The sequence below is a fragment of the Lederbergia wuyishanensis genome (genome assembly GCF_022900255.1).
Taxonomy (GTDB): domain Bacteria; phylum Bacillota; class Bacilli; order Bacillales; family Bacillaceae_C; genus Lederbergia; species Lederbergia wuyishanensis.
Genome location: NZ_JALIRM010000001.1, coordinates 830,014 through 846,777, shown reverse-complemented (window position 1 = coordinate 846,777; position 16,764 = coordinate 830,014). Strand labels below are relative to the sequence as shown.

Below are 16,764 nucleotides of genomic sequence, written 5' to 3'. Positions count from 1 at the left end.
TTCTAGGTAGAGATGATTATTCAAGTAATAATGGTTGAATTACTTTTATATAATCGATTCTCGGATGTAAACCATATTCAATACGATGTCCACATTTAATGATCTCATCTTTTTTTATTGATTTCCTACCGCCATTTTCCATTCGTTGCCAAAACAAAAATAAGTCCTTGCTTTCTAATAAAAATACTTCATCTGTTTTAACGAAGCGTAAAATAACGAAAGTAATCCCATTATGTCTTACCACATTTTCCATATGTTTAATCTGGTGCTCGTGAAAATTTCGTAAGGGAAACGATGTAGAACTCTGAGTTTCCTTAGCTTCAAAATCAATATATCTACCTTTATATACGCCATTATAATCCGTTGTAGATGCTTGGCGAAAATATGCTTCCTTTATAACAGCGGTGCTTCGAGATTGATAGTCTACTTGAACAATTTGGATTGGAGTTGGTTTTTTATGAATGACAGCAATTCCATTGGATAAATAATACATATTCGTATCATTTAAATCTTCTTCCAGTGTCATACCTCTTTTTCCGTATGAGATCATATTATCTTTTTTCTGTGGTAAGGACTTTGGATCAGACTTATACTTCCTTCCGTTAGGATAATGAAATTCCATTTACTACACCTCACTCGCTAAATTATACCACAGCAAAGAAAATTGGCCGTAAAATGAATAAAAGATGGTTTTATAGCCATTCTAATGATGGAAGTAGAATCATTTTAACATTGTAATCTTATTTGACGAACGATGTAATCATTTTGTTTCACTTTTTTAAAAATAACTACTTGGTAGCTTTTGGGTGATCTTGCAAAAAGGGATAAGAACGCGTGAAACGTATCAACTAAATTTTATTATGAATAGGAGAGTTTGAATATGGAAAATAAAAAAGGTCAAAGAAAAGAAAATAAAAGAAATGATCATAAAAAAGCGGGAGAAGGAAATCCAAAGTTAACTGGTCCTAATAGACCTGCCACTTGAAATGTTGTCGAACAAAATGCAAAAAATCCAACTTTTACACTTTGTTTAGCGAATCTCTACTAGTTTTGTCAGTCATGAAGGAAGTAAAAAATTTATACAGAATATGATAGAAAAGGGATGTGAATGGAGGCTGACAAAATGACTAAAAAAGAAATGATTGAAAGACTTGAGTCAATAAGCTCTCAAATAGACCAACTAGAAAAATTGGTAGAACAAAAATCATTACAGAATAGACGAGCTATTTATAAATCGATGGATTTACGTGAGCAGCAGCTTGAGCATACAATAAGAAAATTGGAAATTTCTTTTGAAGAAAAATTAATCCGACAAACAGAAACTCTTAGTGAAGCAATCTAACAATACCAACAAAAGGCAAGGAAACTTGAAATTATTTCAAGTTGAAAGTAAACTTAAAGAAATGTCTAGAAAGCAGCTTTCAAGCTGCTTTTTCGTATGCAAGGGGAGCTATAGTTATGCAAAACGATGAATTACGAAAATTAACAGAAACACTACTTGAATATAACGAGGAAGCTAAGATAAATTTTCTTCATTGCAGAGAAACAGGTAAACAGGGTGATTTTTATAATGAAGTAAAACCCTTTGCAGACAAGGTAAAAGACTGTTGTGAGCAATGGGAGATAAAAGCAATGAAGTGGGTAATGATTGAAAGACCCAAAAACATACATCCGATGCAAGTAAAAAATACAGCGGAAAATCTACAAATGGTTTCTGTTAGAGCATTTTTTCCGGATACTAGTCTAAAAAAATTCAATAGTCATATTCAGTCAAATGATTATATTTTGAAGAGAATGTTAGAAAGTCTCGAAGTTTCTTCATGACACGTTTTACATAATATAGGCATATTGTATAGTACCTTAAACTATTCAGGGGGCTTTCTTTATGCTGCATCAATATCGAAATGGTCATATTCCACCAGGATTGCCAATGCAACCACCGTATCAACATTCAAATTCAAATATGTATTATCCATATGGCATGTATCCCTCACAATTTTCAAATATGCAAGGAATTCCGTCGCCGTATCCGCAAATGCCTTATATGAACGGTATGCAGAATTCATATATGGATCAAGGGATGTATCATAATGGAAAAGAAAATCATGCGGGTCATTTATTTCAAAACCCTTTACAGCCCGATGATGGTTACTTTTATGAAAAATATGCTAATCAACAAAGTTTTCCAAATGCATACCCTAGACCACCTCAAATACCCAAACCTCCTAATGGAGGATTTAACACAGTGTTAAATTCTTTTAAAACTCAAACTGGTTCCCTTGATATTAATAAAATGGTGAACACAGCAGGTCAAGTAGTAAATGCCATAACGCAAGTATCTAATATGGCAAAGGGTCTAGGTGGTTTTTTCAAAGTTTAAATTAAAGGTTCTTTTCTCAAACACTTTTGCTTTTTATAAATTTCATAACTGAAATAATAATTTGAGCCTTAATATTATGCTGAAAAATCGGCACCAACTAAATATAAAACTTTAACATCTTTTTTAGTTGAAGCCGGCAAACATAAAAAAATTGAAAGGAATCGTCAGAAATCGATTCCTTTTTTTTATTTTTAACCAATATTTACTTTTCTGCCTTTTCTCTTTGGAATAGTAACGGTTAGGACTCCATCTTCGTGAACTGCCTTTACATTTCCCTGATCAATTGGTTTCGAGAAAGGAATCGTTCGTGAAGATTGCCTCCATGACTCCTTTTTTTGGATAATAGTATTTTCTGTATCTTCTTTCGTGATAGATTCCTGATGGTTAACGGTTATTGTTATATATTGGGGAAGAATTTCAATATTAATTTGTTCTTTTTTTGTTCCAGGGAGCTGTGCTTGAACAATATACTCCTTATCGTTTTCTTTGAGTTCAACCACAAATCCGCCAAACGGCTTTGTATGGAAAAAGAAATCATCCATATTTTGCAAAAAGTTTTTATCTGGACGCTCCGAAAAAAGCCGATTCATATTATTCATTAATTGGGTAAACGGCTCGAATAATGGATTTTCTTCTTTTTTAGACGGCCGATTTTCTGCCATTGTAAAGCACCTCCTTCTCAATTTATCCTATTGTATGAAGATGAAAAACAAAGAGTTCTTTTCAGGATATTATTCTTCCAAACTACTAGGAAAACGAACGCTTATTCGGTAAAATGGATGAGAGGTGGTAGCTTTGAATTGGAAAAAGAATTTTCAAGATATATTGTTGGAGTTAAAAACAAATCCGGCCTTTAAAGAGAATATTGTTGGCTGGCATACATTGCAAGAGGAACCAGCTAAAACCACTCCATTCCCTCACGATTTACATCCTTCTTTAGTAAAAGCTTTAAATAATAAAGGTATTGAGGATTTATATATTCATCAAAAAAATGCATTCGAAATAGCAATAAACCATCAAAGCTTGACAGCTGTAACTCCTACAGCTTCAGGGAAGACATTGTGTTACAACTTACCAGTTCTTCAAACAATTTTGCAAAATCAATCGGCGAGGGCATTATATATATTTCCAACAAAAGCTCTTGCACAAGATCAAAAGAGTGAAATAAATGAAGTGATTGATGCAGCTGGATTACCGATTAATAGTTATACGTATGATGGGGATACTCCGGCAAATATTCGTCAAAAGGTTAGGAAAGCGGGGAATATCGTAATAACAAATCCAGATATGCTTCATTCTGCTATCTTACCTCATCATACAAAGTGGGTTTCTTTATTCGAAAATTTAAAGTTTGTTATTTTGGATGAACTCCATATTTATCGAGGAGTTTTTGGAAGCCATGTAGCAAATGTCATTCGAAGGCTAAAAAGAATATGCAGATTTTATGGGGCAAATCCTGTTTTTATTTGTACATCTGCCACGATTGCGAATCCTAAGGAACTTGGAGAAAAGCTCACTGGGGAACACATGGTCTTAATTGATAATAATGGTGCTCCTCGTGGAACAAAACATTTTATATTTTACAATCCTCCAATTGTTAATCAACAAATGAACATTCGCAGAAGTGCCACTTTGGAAGTCCGAAAGCTTGCTCGGGAATTTTTGAAAAATAAAATTCAAACAATTATCTTTGCTAGAAGTCGTGTAAGAGTAGAAATTATACTTACTTATTTACAGAGCTTAGTTAATAATCAGCTTGGTCCTAAATCTATTAGAGGTTATCGAGGAGGCTATTTGCCAACTCAGCGGAGAGAAATTGAAAAAGGCTTGAGGAATGGAGATATATATGGTGTTGTGAGTACTAACGCACTTGAACTTGGTGTTGATATTGGCCAACTTCAAGTGTGTATTATGACTGGGTATCCCGGAACAATTGCAAGTGCATGGCAGCAAGCGGGTAGAGCGGGAAGAAGACGAGCAGAATCATTAGTGATCATGGTAGCGAGTTCTTCTCCACTTGACCAATATATCATTGAAAATCCGAATTATTTCTTTCATCAAACACCGGAAACTGCTCGTATTAATCCAGAAAATTTGATTATTCTAGTAGACCATCTAAAATGTGCAGCTTATGAATTGCCTTTTCAAGAAGGCGAGCAGTTTGGTGATTTAGAAGTGGAAGAAATTTTAGATTTTTTAGCAGAAGAAAGAGTTCTACATAAAAATGGAGATAAATGGTACTGGATGAATGATTCTTTTCCTGCTCATAACATCAGTTTGCGCTCCGCTTCCCAGGAAAATGTTGTTATTATTGATCAAACAGACCGCTCCAATGTGAAAGTAATTGGGGAGATGGACACTTTTAGTGCATTAACGCTTTTACATGATGAAGCAATTTACTTACATCAAGGCATTCAATATCAAGTTGAATATCTCGATTGGGATGAGAAGAAGGCATTTGTTGCCGAAGTGGATGTTGATTATTTTACTGATGCCAATCTGGCCGTTCAGCTTCGTGTTCTCGAAGAAGATAAAAGAAAAGAAACTTTTGCCGCAGAGATTGCATTTGGAGATGTAACTGTGAATGCAATGGCAACTATTTTTAAGAAAATCAAATTCGAAACACATGAAAATATCGGCTCAGGTCCGATCCATTTGCCTGAAATGGAACTCCACACAAGTGCCGCATGGCTATCCATGAACAAAGAATTGAATAAGTATGAGCTGGAAGACCTTGAGTATGGGATGATTGGAGCCGCTCACGCTTTAAAGGCAATCATTCCATTATTTGCAATGTGTGACCCTGGGGATATCCATACTGTTCCTCAAGTAAAAGCAGCCCATAATGATAAGCCTACGATTTTCATATATGATCAGTATCCGGGTGGTATCGGTATTAGTGACAAAGTTTATGAAATGATGACGGAAATTATCGCTGAAACAAAATCAATGATCATAAATTGTCCATGTGACAGTGGCTGCCCTTCGTGCATCGGAACAGATACATCTACATCTACAATCAGAGCAAAAGAAATAACGATAGATCTCCTGAGTAAAATGTACGATGCATCAATAAGTCTATGAGGTGATGTTTTGCATGTCTCTGAAAAACAAACTAAACCGCTTCAAATCACATATGATTCGTGATGAACAGGAAACATTACAAAAACAGGAGCCAGTTGAGAGATTTGATGATTTCGAACTGCATTTTAAAGAAATTTGGAAAGAAGCTGGTGTCGCTCCCTACAATCTTGAAGAAGAATATTGTTTAATTCGCGAAGTGCGTTACCCATTAGATTATCAGCATGGAAGCTATCAGTTTAAAGACTTTTATACAGCATTGAACGCTTGGGAAAATTATTCCGGCTCCCATCCCTTATCAGCAAAAGGTATGACTGCATCAGATTTATTTTTCTTCGATACAGAAACAACAGGTCTGTATGGTGGGGCAGGTAATACCATTTTTCTACTCGGTCATGCCAGATTTGTGGGGGATGAGGTCATCCTTACCCAACATTTCCTGCCGGAGCCCGGTTTTGAAGTCCCTTTATATAAAAGTTTTTTAGAGACTGTAGATTACACCACGCTAGTAACATATAACGGAAAGGCCTTTGATTGGCCGCAAGTAAAGACTAGGCATACACTTGTGCGTGATCACGTCCCAAAACTTCCTGCATTTGGCCATTTTGATTTATATCATGCTTCAAGAAGAATGTGGAAAAATAGGCTGGAATCGGTAAAGTTGTCTAAAGTGGAAGAATCTATATTAGGGGTATCAAGAGTGGATGATGTACCAGGGTATTTGGCTCCGATGATTTACTTTGATTTTGTAGAGCGGAAAAATCCTGAAGCCATTTTAAAAGTGCTGAAGCATAATGAAATTGATATATTATCGTTAATAACTTTGTATACGCATTTAACATTCCAAATACTATGCCTTGACCCGCATCAAACTGCAACTGAAAAAATGCTTGTTGGGAAATGGTTTGATTATATTGGCGAATTTGAAGTGGCTGCATCCACATTTGAAGTAGCTGCGAAAGAGGACGATATTTCAGCTAAATACGAGCTCGCTTATTACTATAAAAAAGCAAAAAAGTATGATGAGGCAAAACAATTATGGAGGGAAGCTGCTAAAAAGGGAGATCGGGCAACGAAAAAAGCAGCGAATATAGAGCTCGCTAAACTAATGGAACACCAATTTAAAGATATTGAACAAGCAATCCAGCACACAAATGAAGCGATTACATTAAATCAGAATTCCTCTAAAGTGGCTTCCGGAAAAGGTGATTTATTTATTCGTAATGCAAGCCATCGCTTAAACCGGTTATATGGGAAATTAAAGCGGAAATAAATAATATCATTTCCCGGGGAAGCGCAGATTTCGACTATAAGTAGTTAATTCCGTCTTCATTTGCAGTTTATACGAAGAAAAAGGTCGGAATTTTAGAATTGCAAGTTGGAGGGCATATTAGCGTTCTGCAAATAATAACACACCCATTTAATTAATCTTTCTTTTCAAATATAGGTATTTACATTAGTACATGTATTAGACATTTTACATAGGTTGTAAGTGTAAAGAGATTAATGACTAGAAAGGAGCAATTGGCATGTTTCATCCGCATGGTTGTGGTTGTCCTACTTGTGTTATGCCAGCCGTTGTTCATCCAACGAAGTGCTGTGTAAATCATACTTGTAATAATGTTATCGTGCCGCATATCCATCCAACGCATACAACAACAGTCAATCACGAAAATATTATAAACGAACATTATTTCCCGCACACAGAATCATTTGTAAATGAAGTAACAGAACAATCAGTTGTAATGCCAGGTCCCGGGCCGGGATTTGGTGGAGCTCCAGGGTTTGGACCAGGGTTTGGTCCAGGAGTTGGTCCAGGAGTTGGTCCAGGAGGACCGGGGTTTGGACCAGGATTCGGTCCGGGACCTAGACCGGGATTTGGTCCGGGACCAGGATTTCCGTATTAATAAATAAGTGAGCAAGGGTGAGAGTTATTTCATCCTTGTCTTTCTTTATGCATTTTTTGGGAGGGATGAAGAGTGCTTAAAGTTGCAACCGTTACAGGGTACAAACCTTTTGAACTTGGTATCTATAAAAATAATGATCCTGCTGTCGAATACATAAAAAAGGCACTGTGTAAAGCTTTATCACAACTTGCTGAGGAAGGAATGGAATGGGTGATCATTTCCGGGCAATTAGGTGTTGAACTATGGGCTGCGGAAGTTGTTATTGATTTAATTCCGGTTTACCCTGAATTAAAGCTTGGGGTCATCACACCTTTTTTAAACCAAGAGGAAAACTGGAAGGAAGAGAACAAGGAATTGTATGAATCAGTCTTGATGCAAGCGGATTATGTTGACTCATTATCAAAACAGCCTTATACGGATCCTTGGCAATTCCGTAATAAAAATAAATTTTTTGTACAAAAATCAGATTGTGCACTTATATTGTATGATGTTGAAAAAGAGGGATCTCCTAAGTTTTTTTTTGAAATTTCAAAACAGTATCAGCAGTCGCACCCTTATGAAATTAGAACGATTGACTTTTATGATTTGCAGTCTGTTGTGGAAGATGAGAATTATTAACAAATTTTCGAAACCTGCAAAATTCCTCTTGCAAAATTGACAAAATCATTTTATTTTGGAAGAATGATGATAATGTAGTGTGAATTTAAGGTGGTGTTTTGAATGTTAGCGGAAAGATTACAATTGACTGCAAAAGAAATTTTAGAAAAAGAATTTAAAACAGGTGTTCGCGGTTATAAACAAGAAGATGTTGATAAATTTTTAGACTTAATCATTAAAGATTATGAAACTATGCATCAATTAATGGAAGAACTTCAGCAAGAAAATATGCGTTTGAAAAAGCAAGTAGAAGAGCAGTCTCGTAGACAACCTGTTCCACCAGCCGGAACAACTAACTTTGATATATTAAAGCGTCTATCCAATTTGGAAAGACATGTATTTGGAAGCAAGTTAGATGATTAATCATCTACCATAAATTACCGCTTGCACAGTTATAGCAAAAGTTATAAAATGGTAAGGAAATCAATGATCTTATATATAAATAACATTCGGGTAATCGCTGCTTTATATAGCAGAGGAAAGTCCATGCTCGCACGGTGCTGAGATGCACGTAGTGATCGTGCCTGGCGAAACAATAAGCCAGGGCAGTTTGGAATTATTCTAGACTGACGGCGGGGAAAGTACCTAAGTCATTTATGATATGGTATGAATACCCTTAAAGTGCCACAGTGACGTAGCTTTGTTGGAAACAACGAAGGTGGAACGCGGTAAACCCCACGAGCGAGAAACTCAAATTTTGGTAGAGGCACTCTTTCGAAGGAAATGAACGAAGAAAGAGGCAGGAAATTATTTTCCTGCAGATAGATGATTACCGCCTGAGTACGAGGCTTACCTATAGCCGATTGTAGTACGATGGTACAGAACATGGCTTATAAGAATGTTATTATAGGTTTACATTTAGATGAAATGAGGCTTTCCCTAAGTACGTGGACCCTAGTATTTGGACAAATCCATTACTAACAAGGTGATCTAACGAAAAAAGGAAAGTCTCTTTATTTATTACATACCAACAGGAAGTTGATCAAAATATATGGACGACATTACAGCCCAACAAATACATACAGATCATGTTCTATACGAATTAAATATATCCGCAAAAATTCTCGAACAAATAAGTGAAGGCGTAATGGTTGTCAATGTCAAACGCCAAATCATATACATTAATTCAGCATTTGAAATTGTAACTGGTTATAATCGGAAAGAAGTGTACTTACAAAATCCAAGAATTTTGCAATCAGGGCTTCATGATAAACATTTTTATCATAAATTATGGGAAACAATCTCTTCAAAAGGAAGCTGGAGTGGAGAAATTTGGAATAAACGAAAAAACGGAGAGCTCTTTCTAGAATGGCTTACTATTTCAGAAGTAAGAGATTCTGAAGGAATAGTTCAAGGTTATATTGGAGTGTTTTCTGATATTACGGATCGAAAAAAAGCCGAAGATGAACTTAGAAAGCTTGCCCATTATGATGCATTAACCGGTGTTCCTAATCGTCATTCGTTTACTGAAAGATTTTCCGACCTACTTTATATTTCTCAACAATTTAATCAAAAATTAGCTTTATTATTTTTGGATCTTGATCGTTTTAAACAAATAAATGATTCATTAGGGCATGAAGCAGGGGACAAGCTGTTAATTCATGTCGCGGGCAGACTACAGGAACTAATAAAAAATAAAGACGTTATCGCAAGGATAGGTGGCGATGAATTTGTCATTATATTATCTAATATTAAACACCAAAGAGAAGCAGTACATATTGCTAAAAAGATTATAGAGAGTTTAACAAAATCTTTTATCATAGATGGACAAGAAGTTTATATTACTACAAGTATAGGAATTAGTTTTTATCCGAATGATGGTGATAGTTCTGAAATACTTTTGAAAAAAGCTGACAAAGCGATGTATATGTCCAAATTGAACGGTAGAAATCAATATGAAATCTATCATGAAGGAATATCCCATACAGATAAAAGTCAAATTAAAATGGCTGCCCAATTAAGAAATGCATTAATAAAAAATGAATTATCTTTAATTTATCAGCCATTTCTAAATGCCAGAAGCAGGAAAATTGAAGGGGTAGAAGCATATTGCTTTTGGAAAAGTGGAGTTACACCTGATGAATTAATCTTACTTGCTGAAGAAAGTGGTTTAATCATTTCTTTAGCTAACTGGGTTCTTAGGCAAGCGAGTGAAGATATCAAACACATCCATCTTGCAGGCTTCACTGGAATTAGGACCACTGTCAATATTTCACCTCTTCATTTTCAACAGGAAGACTTTGTTAAAGATATTAAATTTGCGATAGAGAACTCAAACATTCCTGCTCGTGCCATCGAACTTGAATTGGCTGAAGGTGTCATTATGCCACAAGCATCAATCGCAAAAAGAAAATTGGTTGATCTTAAGAAACTTGGGGTTAAACTAACGATTGATGGCTTCGGAGCAGGATATTCTTCATTGAGTTATTTGAATCGTTTTCCAATCGATAAATTAAAAATTGATAAAAGTTTTATTGAGAACTTAGGGAAATATGAAGATGATGCCTCAATTGTGGAAGCGATCATTCAATTGGGAAAGCATCTTCATTTACAAGTTGCAGCTGACGGAGTACTAAATGACAAGCAATATAAACTATTAAAACATCTTGACTGTGATATGATGCAGGGAAACTATATTTGCCCACCGCTTCAATTACAGGAGCTAATTGAATTATTAAATGAATGGGATCCTAGTCAAATTTTATGAGGGTGAAGAAAATGGATACGTATAATTTAATTGCAACAACTGCAATGGGAATTGAATCCATAGCAGCAAATGAAATAAAAAAACTTGGCTATGAATGTACTGTTGAGAATGGAAAAGTAATGTTTAAAGGCGATGAACTAGCTATTGCTAGAACAAATATGTGGTTAAGAACTGCCGATAGAATAAAAATTGTTGTAGGAGAATTTAAGGCATCCACTTTTGATGAATTATTTGAGAAAACGAAAGCGTTGCGATGGGAAGACTATCTTCCTGTTGATGCGGAATTTCCGGTCCAAGGGAAGTCAGTAAAATCAACCCTATATAGTGTTCCTGACTGCCAGGCAATCGTTAAAAAAGCGATTGTCGAAAGACTGAAAAGTTCATATAAGCAAACGACGTGGTTAGCGGAAACAGGTCCACTATTTAAAATTGAAATTTCTTTATTAAAGGATAAAGCAACCCTCACGTTAGACACGAGTGGGGCTGGACTGCATAAACGTGGGTATAGAATTGATCAAGGCGAGGCACCGATAAAAGAGACTTTGGCTGCGGCACTCATACAACTTACTAATTGGTATCCTGATCGCCCGCTGCACGATCCTTTTTGCGGTTCAGGTACAATTCCAATCGAAGCCGCATTAATAGGGCAAAATATTGCTCCTGGCTTTAATAGGGAGTTTTTAAGTGAAACATGGCCTTGGATGAATAAAGACATTTGGGAAAAAGTTCGAGAAGAAACAGAAGACTTGGCAAACTACGACCAGCATTTAGAAATAACTGGTTCTGATATTGATCACCGTATGATTGATATATCAGTGAAAAATGCATTCGAGGCTGGTTTAGGGGAGTTAGTATCTTTTAAACAAATGCGTGCTAGTGATTATACAACGAAAAAAGATTATGGTGTCATTATCGGAAATCCGCCATATGGAGAAAGAATAGGAGATAAAAAAGAAGTAGAAATCATGTACCAAGAAATTGGTAAAGCTTTCAAGAATCTTGATACTTGGTCTATTTATATTTTGACATCTCATCCCGAATTTGAAAATCTATATGGAAAACAAGCAACGAAAAAGAGAAAGCTTTTTAATGGATTTATTCGAACGGATTATTATCAATTTTGGGGACCAAGACCACCTAGATCATAAAAATTTCGAATAAAATGCCACCTTGCTGAATATACTTGATTGTATATTAACTTTTGCAAGGAGGTATTTCAAATGGCGCAAACCTTGAATGAAATGGAGATTATTTCAAAGGCCATTTATTCTTCCTATGATTTACTAAAGAAAGAAGAAGTTTTAGCAGAAAATGCTTTAGCTAGTTTAAAAGAAGCTGAAGAAAGTTTAAACAAGGCAATAGAGTATGTATTATCAAACAGAAGAACAGAGAGAACATCATAAAAACACAAGTGCACTTTTTTGTACTTGTGTTTTGAATTTATAAAAAAAGCGTCATTTTATTATTTGTTTAAAGGTCAAGACGCCAACCCTATAAAGCAGAAGAGAAGCCTGAATACGAACTTCTTGACTTGATAATTGATTTTGGAAGTCTGTAAGATGCAAGGATAAAGGTTGTTGCAACTTTTACAGATGTACGAGGTAAGCGAAAGGGCAGGACTTCGGCAAACATACAACCTGAGTCACAGTCTCACCCAATCTATTTCAACTTACGCGCCATAATATTGAATAAGAAGGACGATAGAGGAACAGAACTACACATTGAGCGATAAGTGAATTCGTAAGCAGCTTCCGTTTTAATAAATATCCAGCTTTTTTTGAATATGTTAAAATAAAACTTGATTAGAGATAAAGGAGATAAATAAAATGTCGGATATATTAGATATCGAGAAAGAATTCTTACAATACGTAAAAAAAATGCAGGCATATGAAGAGGCACTCAATCTGATGTATTGGGATTTAAGAACAGGTGCACCAAAAAATGGAGTAGAACAGCGCTCACAAGTAATTGGAGTCCTTGCTTCAGAGCATTTCCAAATGTCTACATCAGAAGAAATGGCCGCATACATAGCTAGTTTATCAAGCAAACAGGATAAATTAACGGAGATTGGAAAACTCACATTAAAAGAATGTAAAAAACAATACGAAAAAAATAAAAAAATACCTGCTAAAGAATATGAGGAATATGTCGTTCTTCAATCAAATGCTGAACATGTTTGGGAGCAAGCAAGGGAAGCATCTGATTTTGACATGTTTAAACCTTATCTTGAAAAATTGGTTGCTTTTAATAAGAAATTCATTGAATACTGGGGATATAGCGGTAATAAATATAATACTTTACTAGATATGTATGAACCCGGAGTTACTGTGGATATCATTGACCAAGTATTTGGGGAATTACGAGATGTCATTGTTCCGTTAGTTAAGAAAATCACTGATTCTGGAAATAAGCCGAAAACGGACTTTCTATTCCATAAGTTTCCGAAAGATAAGCAAAAAGAATTTAGTATTAAAATACTGGAACAAATGGGATACGATTTTAACGCCGGAAGAATAGATGAAACAGTGCATCCTTTTGCAATAGGATTGAATCCTGGGGATGTCCGTGTCACTACAAGATATGATGAAAAAGACTTTCGGATGGCTGTTTTTGGGACAATTCATGAAGGTGGACATGCTCTATACGAACAAAATATTTCAAAAGATTTAATTGGGACCCCTCTTTGTACTGGAACTTCGATGGGAATCCATGAATCACAATCTTTATTTTATGAAAATATTTTAGCTCGTGATCGTGCTTTTTGGGAATGCAATTATGAATTATTAAAAGAATATGCTGACGGTCAATTCGATCAAGTTTCCCTAGAAGATTTTTATCGTGCAATCAATGAGGCTAAACCTTCTTTCATACGTATTGAATCTGATGATTTAACGTATGCTCTGCATATCATTATTCGTTATGAAATCGAAAAAGGATTATTTAACGATGAAATTCAAGTTGAAGATCTCCCAAGGGTTTGGAATGATAAATATGAAGAGTATTTAGGCATTAGACCATCTAACGATGCTGAAGGAGTATTGCAGGACGTTCATTGGTCTGGTGGAAGCTTTGGGTATTTCCCGTCCTATGCATTAGGCTATATGTATGCTGCTCAGTTGAAAAATGCGATGTCGAAGAATTTGCCAAATTATGAAGAGTTGCTTAGAAAAGGAGACCTTCTACCTATTAAAAATTGGCTAACTGAACATGTCCATCAATACGGAAAAACAAAAGAGCCTTTAGAAATTATTAAATTAGCAACAGGTGAAGGCTTAAGTGCAAAGTATTTAGGGAACTACTTAGAAGAAAAATTCTCTAAAGTATATCAACTATCATAAGAGGTGGCATTTTTGCCATCTCTTTTATATAGGATGAGATAATATGTACCAATTAATGGTAATGGTTGCTGCGTTATTATGGGGAGCCATTGCAATATTTATCAAAAAATTAACTTATTATGGTTTTACGGAAATGGAAATAGTCACTATTCGTGTTTTCTTTGCGTTTTTATGGTTATTACCCATTGTCATTTTTATGGAAAATAAACGAAAGTTAATTATCCAATTGAAACATATATGGTATTTTATCGGCACGGGGTTATGTAGTATTGTCTTTTTTAACTGGGCTTATTTTAAGGCAATCAATATGATGTCAATATCACTCGCTGTGATGCTTCTTTATACGGCACCTGCATTTGTAGCTATTCTTTCCGCAATTATTTTAAAGGAAAGATTAATGAAAAAGAAGTTGATTGCCGTCTTTACTACGATAGTAGGGTGTACGATTATAGCGCTTGCCGGGAAAGAAGTAGGAGGGGACTGGAATACATTAGGCTTTGTCATTGGACTGTGTTCTGGTTTGGGCTATGCATTATATACCATTTTTGGGAAAATCGCATTAAGAGATTATGATAGTTTCATCATTACTTTTTATACGTTTTTTGTTTCTTCGATTACTTTACTCCCTTTCTTCCCGTTTTGGAAAAAAGCACAGTCCCTGCCACTTGAAGCTTGGCTTTTTATGACAGGCCTTGGACTATTTCCGACAGTTATTGCATATTTGCTATACACTTATGGTTTGAAGGGAATTGAAAGCAGCACGGCATCCATTTTAGCAACGGTAGAACCTGTATCGGCTGTGTTGATAGGAATCACCATCTTTAATGAAAACTTATTCATAGGACAAATGATAGGGGCTGTTTTTATACTCTCATCAATACTAATTATTTCTGAAAGGTCGAGAAGACAGGATCCAATTGTCTTTCCATCAAAGGTAGACTTAGATTAAAAAAAGCATCTCATTCTTCGTATTAATGAAAAATGAAATGCTTTTTTGTATCTTAGAAAATTATATATTGGAATATTGTAGATAACTTTTAAGAAGGTAGCTCCCGTCTAGCTCTAGCACCTAGCAAACTTTCGATATCTGTACATCGGTTCTCGAATACAGTGTTTCCTTTATCTCTTCAGAATGATAAAAAGTTTGTAAATCGCTGAACAGGGCGTGCGCTTAAGTTCTTATTAGCTAACTGGTGTTTTTTGTACAAGATTAGCAAATGCTCTTGCTTCTTCCATAAATTTATTGAATTCTGGAATATTCATTTGTTGCGCTGAATCTGAAAGAGCAACTGCTGGATCTGGATGAACTTCTGCCATTACAGCATCTGCCCCAATCGCCAACGCTGCTTTAGCAGTAGGGAGAAGTAAGTCTTTACGTCCAGTAGAGTGAGTTACGTCAACAACTACTGGCAAGTGAGTTTCTTTCTTCAAAATTGGAACAGCAGATATATCTAGTGTATTTCGTGTAGCTTTTTCATATGTTCTAATACCGCGCTCACAAAGAATAATTTGGTCGTTGCCTTGAGCAAGAATGTATTCAGCGGCATACATAAATTCTTCAATTGTTGCGGATAAGCCACGTTTCAATAAAATAGGCTTTCTTACAGATCCTGCAACTTTCAAAAGTTCAAAGTTTTGCATGTTGCGGGCGCCAATTTGAATTACATCTACGTAATCTAAAGCTGTCTCCATATCATTTGGATTTAGGATTTCACTAATGATAGCCATTCCTTCTTCATCCGCAACCTGTCTCAAAATTTTTAAGCCTTCTAATCCAAGACCTTGGAAATCGTATGGAGATGTTCTTGGCTTATATGCACCACCGCGCATTAATTTCAAGCCTTGTTGTTTCATTGCTTGGGCAACAAGTTTTACTTGATCATAGCTTTCTACAGCACATGGCCCCATAATAAAATGTTGAGTGCCATTTCCGATTTCTTCACCTAACACTGAAACAACCGTATTTTCAGGCTTTTTCTTTCTTGAAACAAGCAGTGCTTTGCGATTATCATCTTCTTGTAGTTCAAGGCTAGCTTTAAAAATTTGTTTGAATATATGCTGAACAGTTGAAGTTTCGAATGGGCCTTCGTTATGCTCAGCGATGAGATCAAACAATTTACGCTCCTGTACTGGATCGTAACGCTTTACGCCCTGCATTTCTTTTAATTTACCGATATCTTGTGCAATCTTGCCTCGCTCATTTAATAATTCTAAAATTTGCAAGGTTGTTTTTTCAATTTTCGAACGTAACATTTCTAGTTCTGACAACGATAAGCCCTCCTTATGTTTTTTCTGTCCAGTTAGATGGTAATATCATCTTACTTTAAGACTTCAACGCTGTAAAGCGTGTATGAAAATATTTTGGTTGATAACTCAATACGATAGACGCTAACCTAATAATTGTCAATAGGCTAAAGAAAAGTTTTTGCACTTTTTATTAATTTTGCAAAACTTTTCGTTTCATCGTCACATTTAATTAATATTAGCATACAATTGATATATTACACTTTATGTTTTAAATAGGAAAATGTTAATGTGATATTTTATTTTTGAAAAAAACAAAATATTACTTTACAAGAATCCATGGATATGATAAAAATTGAATTTATATAATATGAATCAAAAGCTAAGACAGGGCATAGTAGTGTTTATGAATTTGTAGCGTCAGAGAACTGATGGTTGGTGCGAATCAGT

At 35.4% G+C, this 16,764-nt stretch carries 16 protein-coding genes, 1 other RNA gene and 1 other annotated feature (1 of these 18 only partly in view); of the genes, 14 read left to right on the top strand and 3 right to left on the bottom strand.

Going from position 1 to position 16,764, the window contains the following annotated elements; translation table 11 throughout:
* Positions 1-16: 16 nt before the first annotated feature.
* Entirely contained in the window at positions 17-622 is a 606-nt protein-coding gene (gene recU / locus MT489_RS04135; RefSeq protein WP_244680221.1) for a Holliday junction resolvase RecU, read from the bottom strand.
* 501 nt (positions 623-1,123) lie between these two features.
* Between recU and MT489_RS04130 the strand changes: the two genes are divergently transcribed.
* The 3 genes from MT489_RS04130 to MT489_RS04120 all read left to right on the top strand — a co-directional run bounded on the left by MT489_RS04130 (position 1,124) and on the right by MT489_RS04120 (position 2,380).
* Positions 1,124-1,342, top strand: coding sequence for a hypothetical protein (locus MT489_RS04130; RefSeq protein ID WP_244680220.1), 219 nt, complete (start codon positions 1,124-1,126; stop codon positions 1,340-1,342).
* Positions 1,343-1,458: 116 nt separating this feature from the next.
* Positions 1,459-1,824: a YppE family protein gene (locus tag MT489_RS04125; protein WP_244680219.1), complete on the top strand. Its 366-nt coding sequence runs from the start codon at positions 1,459-1,461 to the stop codon at positions 1,822-1,824.
* 61 nt (positions 1,825-1,885) lie between these two features.
* Positions 1,886-2,380 carry a YppG family protein gene (locus MT489_RS04120; protein WP_244680218.1) on the top strand — a complete coding sequence of 165 codons (495 nt, stop codon included), beginning with the start codon at positions 1,886-1,888 and terminating at the stop codon, positions 2,378-2,380.
* 191 nt (positions 2,381-2,571) lie between these two features.
* Here MT489_RS04120 and MT489_RS04115 read toward each other — a convergent pair whose 3' ends face one another.
* Positions 2,572-3,042, bottom strand: coding sequence for an Hsp20/alpha crystallin family protein (locus MT489_RS04115; RefSeq protein WP_244680217.1), 471 nt, complete (start codon positions 3,040-3,042; stop codon positions 2,572-2,574).
* A gap of 133 nt (positions 3,043-3,175) precedes the next feature.
* On the opposite strand from MT489_RS04115, the gene MT489_RS04110 reads away from it, so the two are divergent.
* The 11 genes from MT489_RS04110 to MT489_RS04060 all read left to right on the top strand — a co-directional run bounded on the left by MT489_RS04110 (position 3,176) and on the right by MT489_RS04060 (position 15,019).
* The gene (locus MT489_RS04110; RefSeq protein ID WP_244680216.1) at positions 3,176-5,464 is read left to right on the top strand and encodes a DEAD/DEAH box helicase; all 2,289 of its coding nucleotides are present in this window, start codon (positions 3,176-3,178) and stop codon (positions 5,462-5,464) included.
* 13 nt (positions 5,465-5,477) lie between these two features.
* Positions 5,478-6,734 (top strand): ribonuclease H-like domain-containing protein, encoded by a 1,257-nt coding sequence (locus tag MT489_RS04105; protein WP_244680215.1) that lies wholly within the window; start codon positions 5,478-5,480, stop codon positions 6,732-6,734.
* 256 nt (positions 6,735-6,990) lie between these two features.
* A complete protein-coding gene (locus MT489_RS04100; RefSeq protein WP_244680214.1) occupies positions 6,991-7,368 on the top strand; it encodes a CotD family spore coat protein in 378 nt (125 codons plus the stop codon).
* Between the two features lie 72 nt (positions 7,369-7,440).
* On the top strand, positions 7,441-7,986 hold the full coding sequence (locus MT489_RS04095) for an SLOG family protein (RefSeq protein WP_244680213.1): 546 nt from the start codon (positions 7,441-7,443) through the stop codon (positions 7,984-7,986).
* Positions 7,987-8,088: 102 nt separating this feature from the next.
* Entirely contained in the window at positions 8,089-8,388 is a 300-nt protein-coding gene (gene gpsB / locus MT489_RS04090) for a cell division regulator GpsB (RefSeq protein WP_244680212.1), read from the top strand.
* A gap of 82 nt (positions 8,389-8,470) precedes the next feature.
* Positions 8,471-8,863: RNase P RNA component class B (rnpB, locus tag MT489_RS04085), an RNA gene on the top strand.
* A 153-nt stretch (positions 8,864-9,016) separates the two neighbouring features.
* Positions 9,017-10,732, top strand: a complete 1,716-nt coding sequence (locus MT489_RS04080; RefSeq protein WP_244680211.1) for a putative bifunctional diguanylate cyclase/phosphodiesterase — start codon at positions 9,017-9,019, stop codon at positions 10,730-10,732.
* Between the two features lie 11 nt (positions 10,733-10,743).
* Positions 10,744-11,880 (top strand): THUMP domain-containing class I SAM-dependent RNA methyltransferase, encoded by a 1,137-nt coding sequence (locus MT489_RS04075; protein WP_244680210.1) that lies wholly within the window; start codon positions 10,744-10,746, stop codon positions 11,878-11,880.
* A gap of 72 nt (positions 11,881-11,952) precedes the next feature.
* Positions 11,953-12,135: a hypothetical protein gene (locus tag MT489_RS04070; RefSeq protein ID WP_244680209.1), complete on the top strand. Its 183-nt coding sequence runs from the start codon at positions 11,953-11,955 to the stop codon at positions 12,133-12,135.
* A gap of 423 nt (positions 12,136-12,558) precedes the next feature.
* Positions 12,559-14,070, top strand: a complete 1,512-nt coding sequence (locus MT489_RS04065; RefSeq protein WP_244680208.1) for a carboxypeptidase M32 — start codon at positions 12,559-12,561, stop codon at positions 14,068-14,070.
* Between the two features lie 43 nt (positions 14,071-14,113).
* Positions 14,114-15,019 (top strand): DMT family transporter, encoded by a 906-nt coding sequence (locus tag MT489_RS04060; protein ID WP_244680207.1) that lies wholly within the window; start codon positions 14,114-14,116, stop codon positions 15,017-15,019.
* A 233-nt stretch (positions 15,020-15,252) separates the two neighbouring features.
* On the opposite strand, the gene MT489_RS04055 is transcribed toward MT489_RS04060, so the two are convergent.
* Positions 15,253-16,323, bottom strand: coding sequence for a bifunctional 3-deoxy-7-phosphoheptulonate synthase/chorismate mutase (locus tag MT489_RS04055; RefSeq protein ID WP_244680634.1), 1,071 nt, complete (start codon positions 16,321-16,323; stop codon positions 15,253-15,255).
* Between the two features lie 366 nt (positions 16,324-16,689).
* Positions 16,690-16,764 (top strand) — a binding site (T-box leader); it runs 156 nt beyond the window's last position.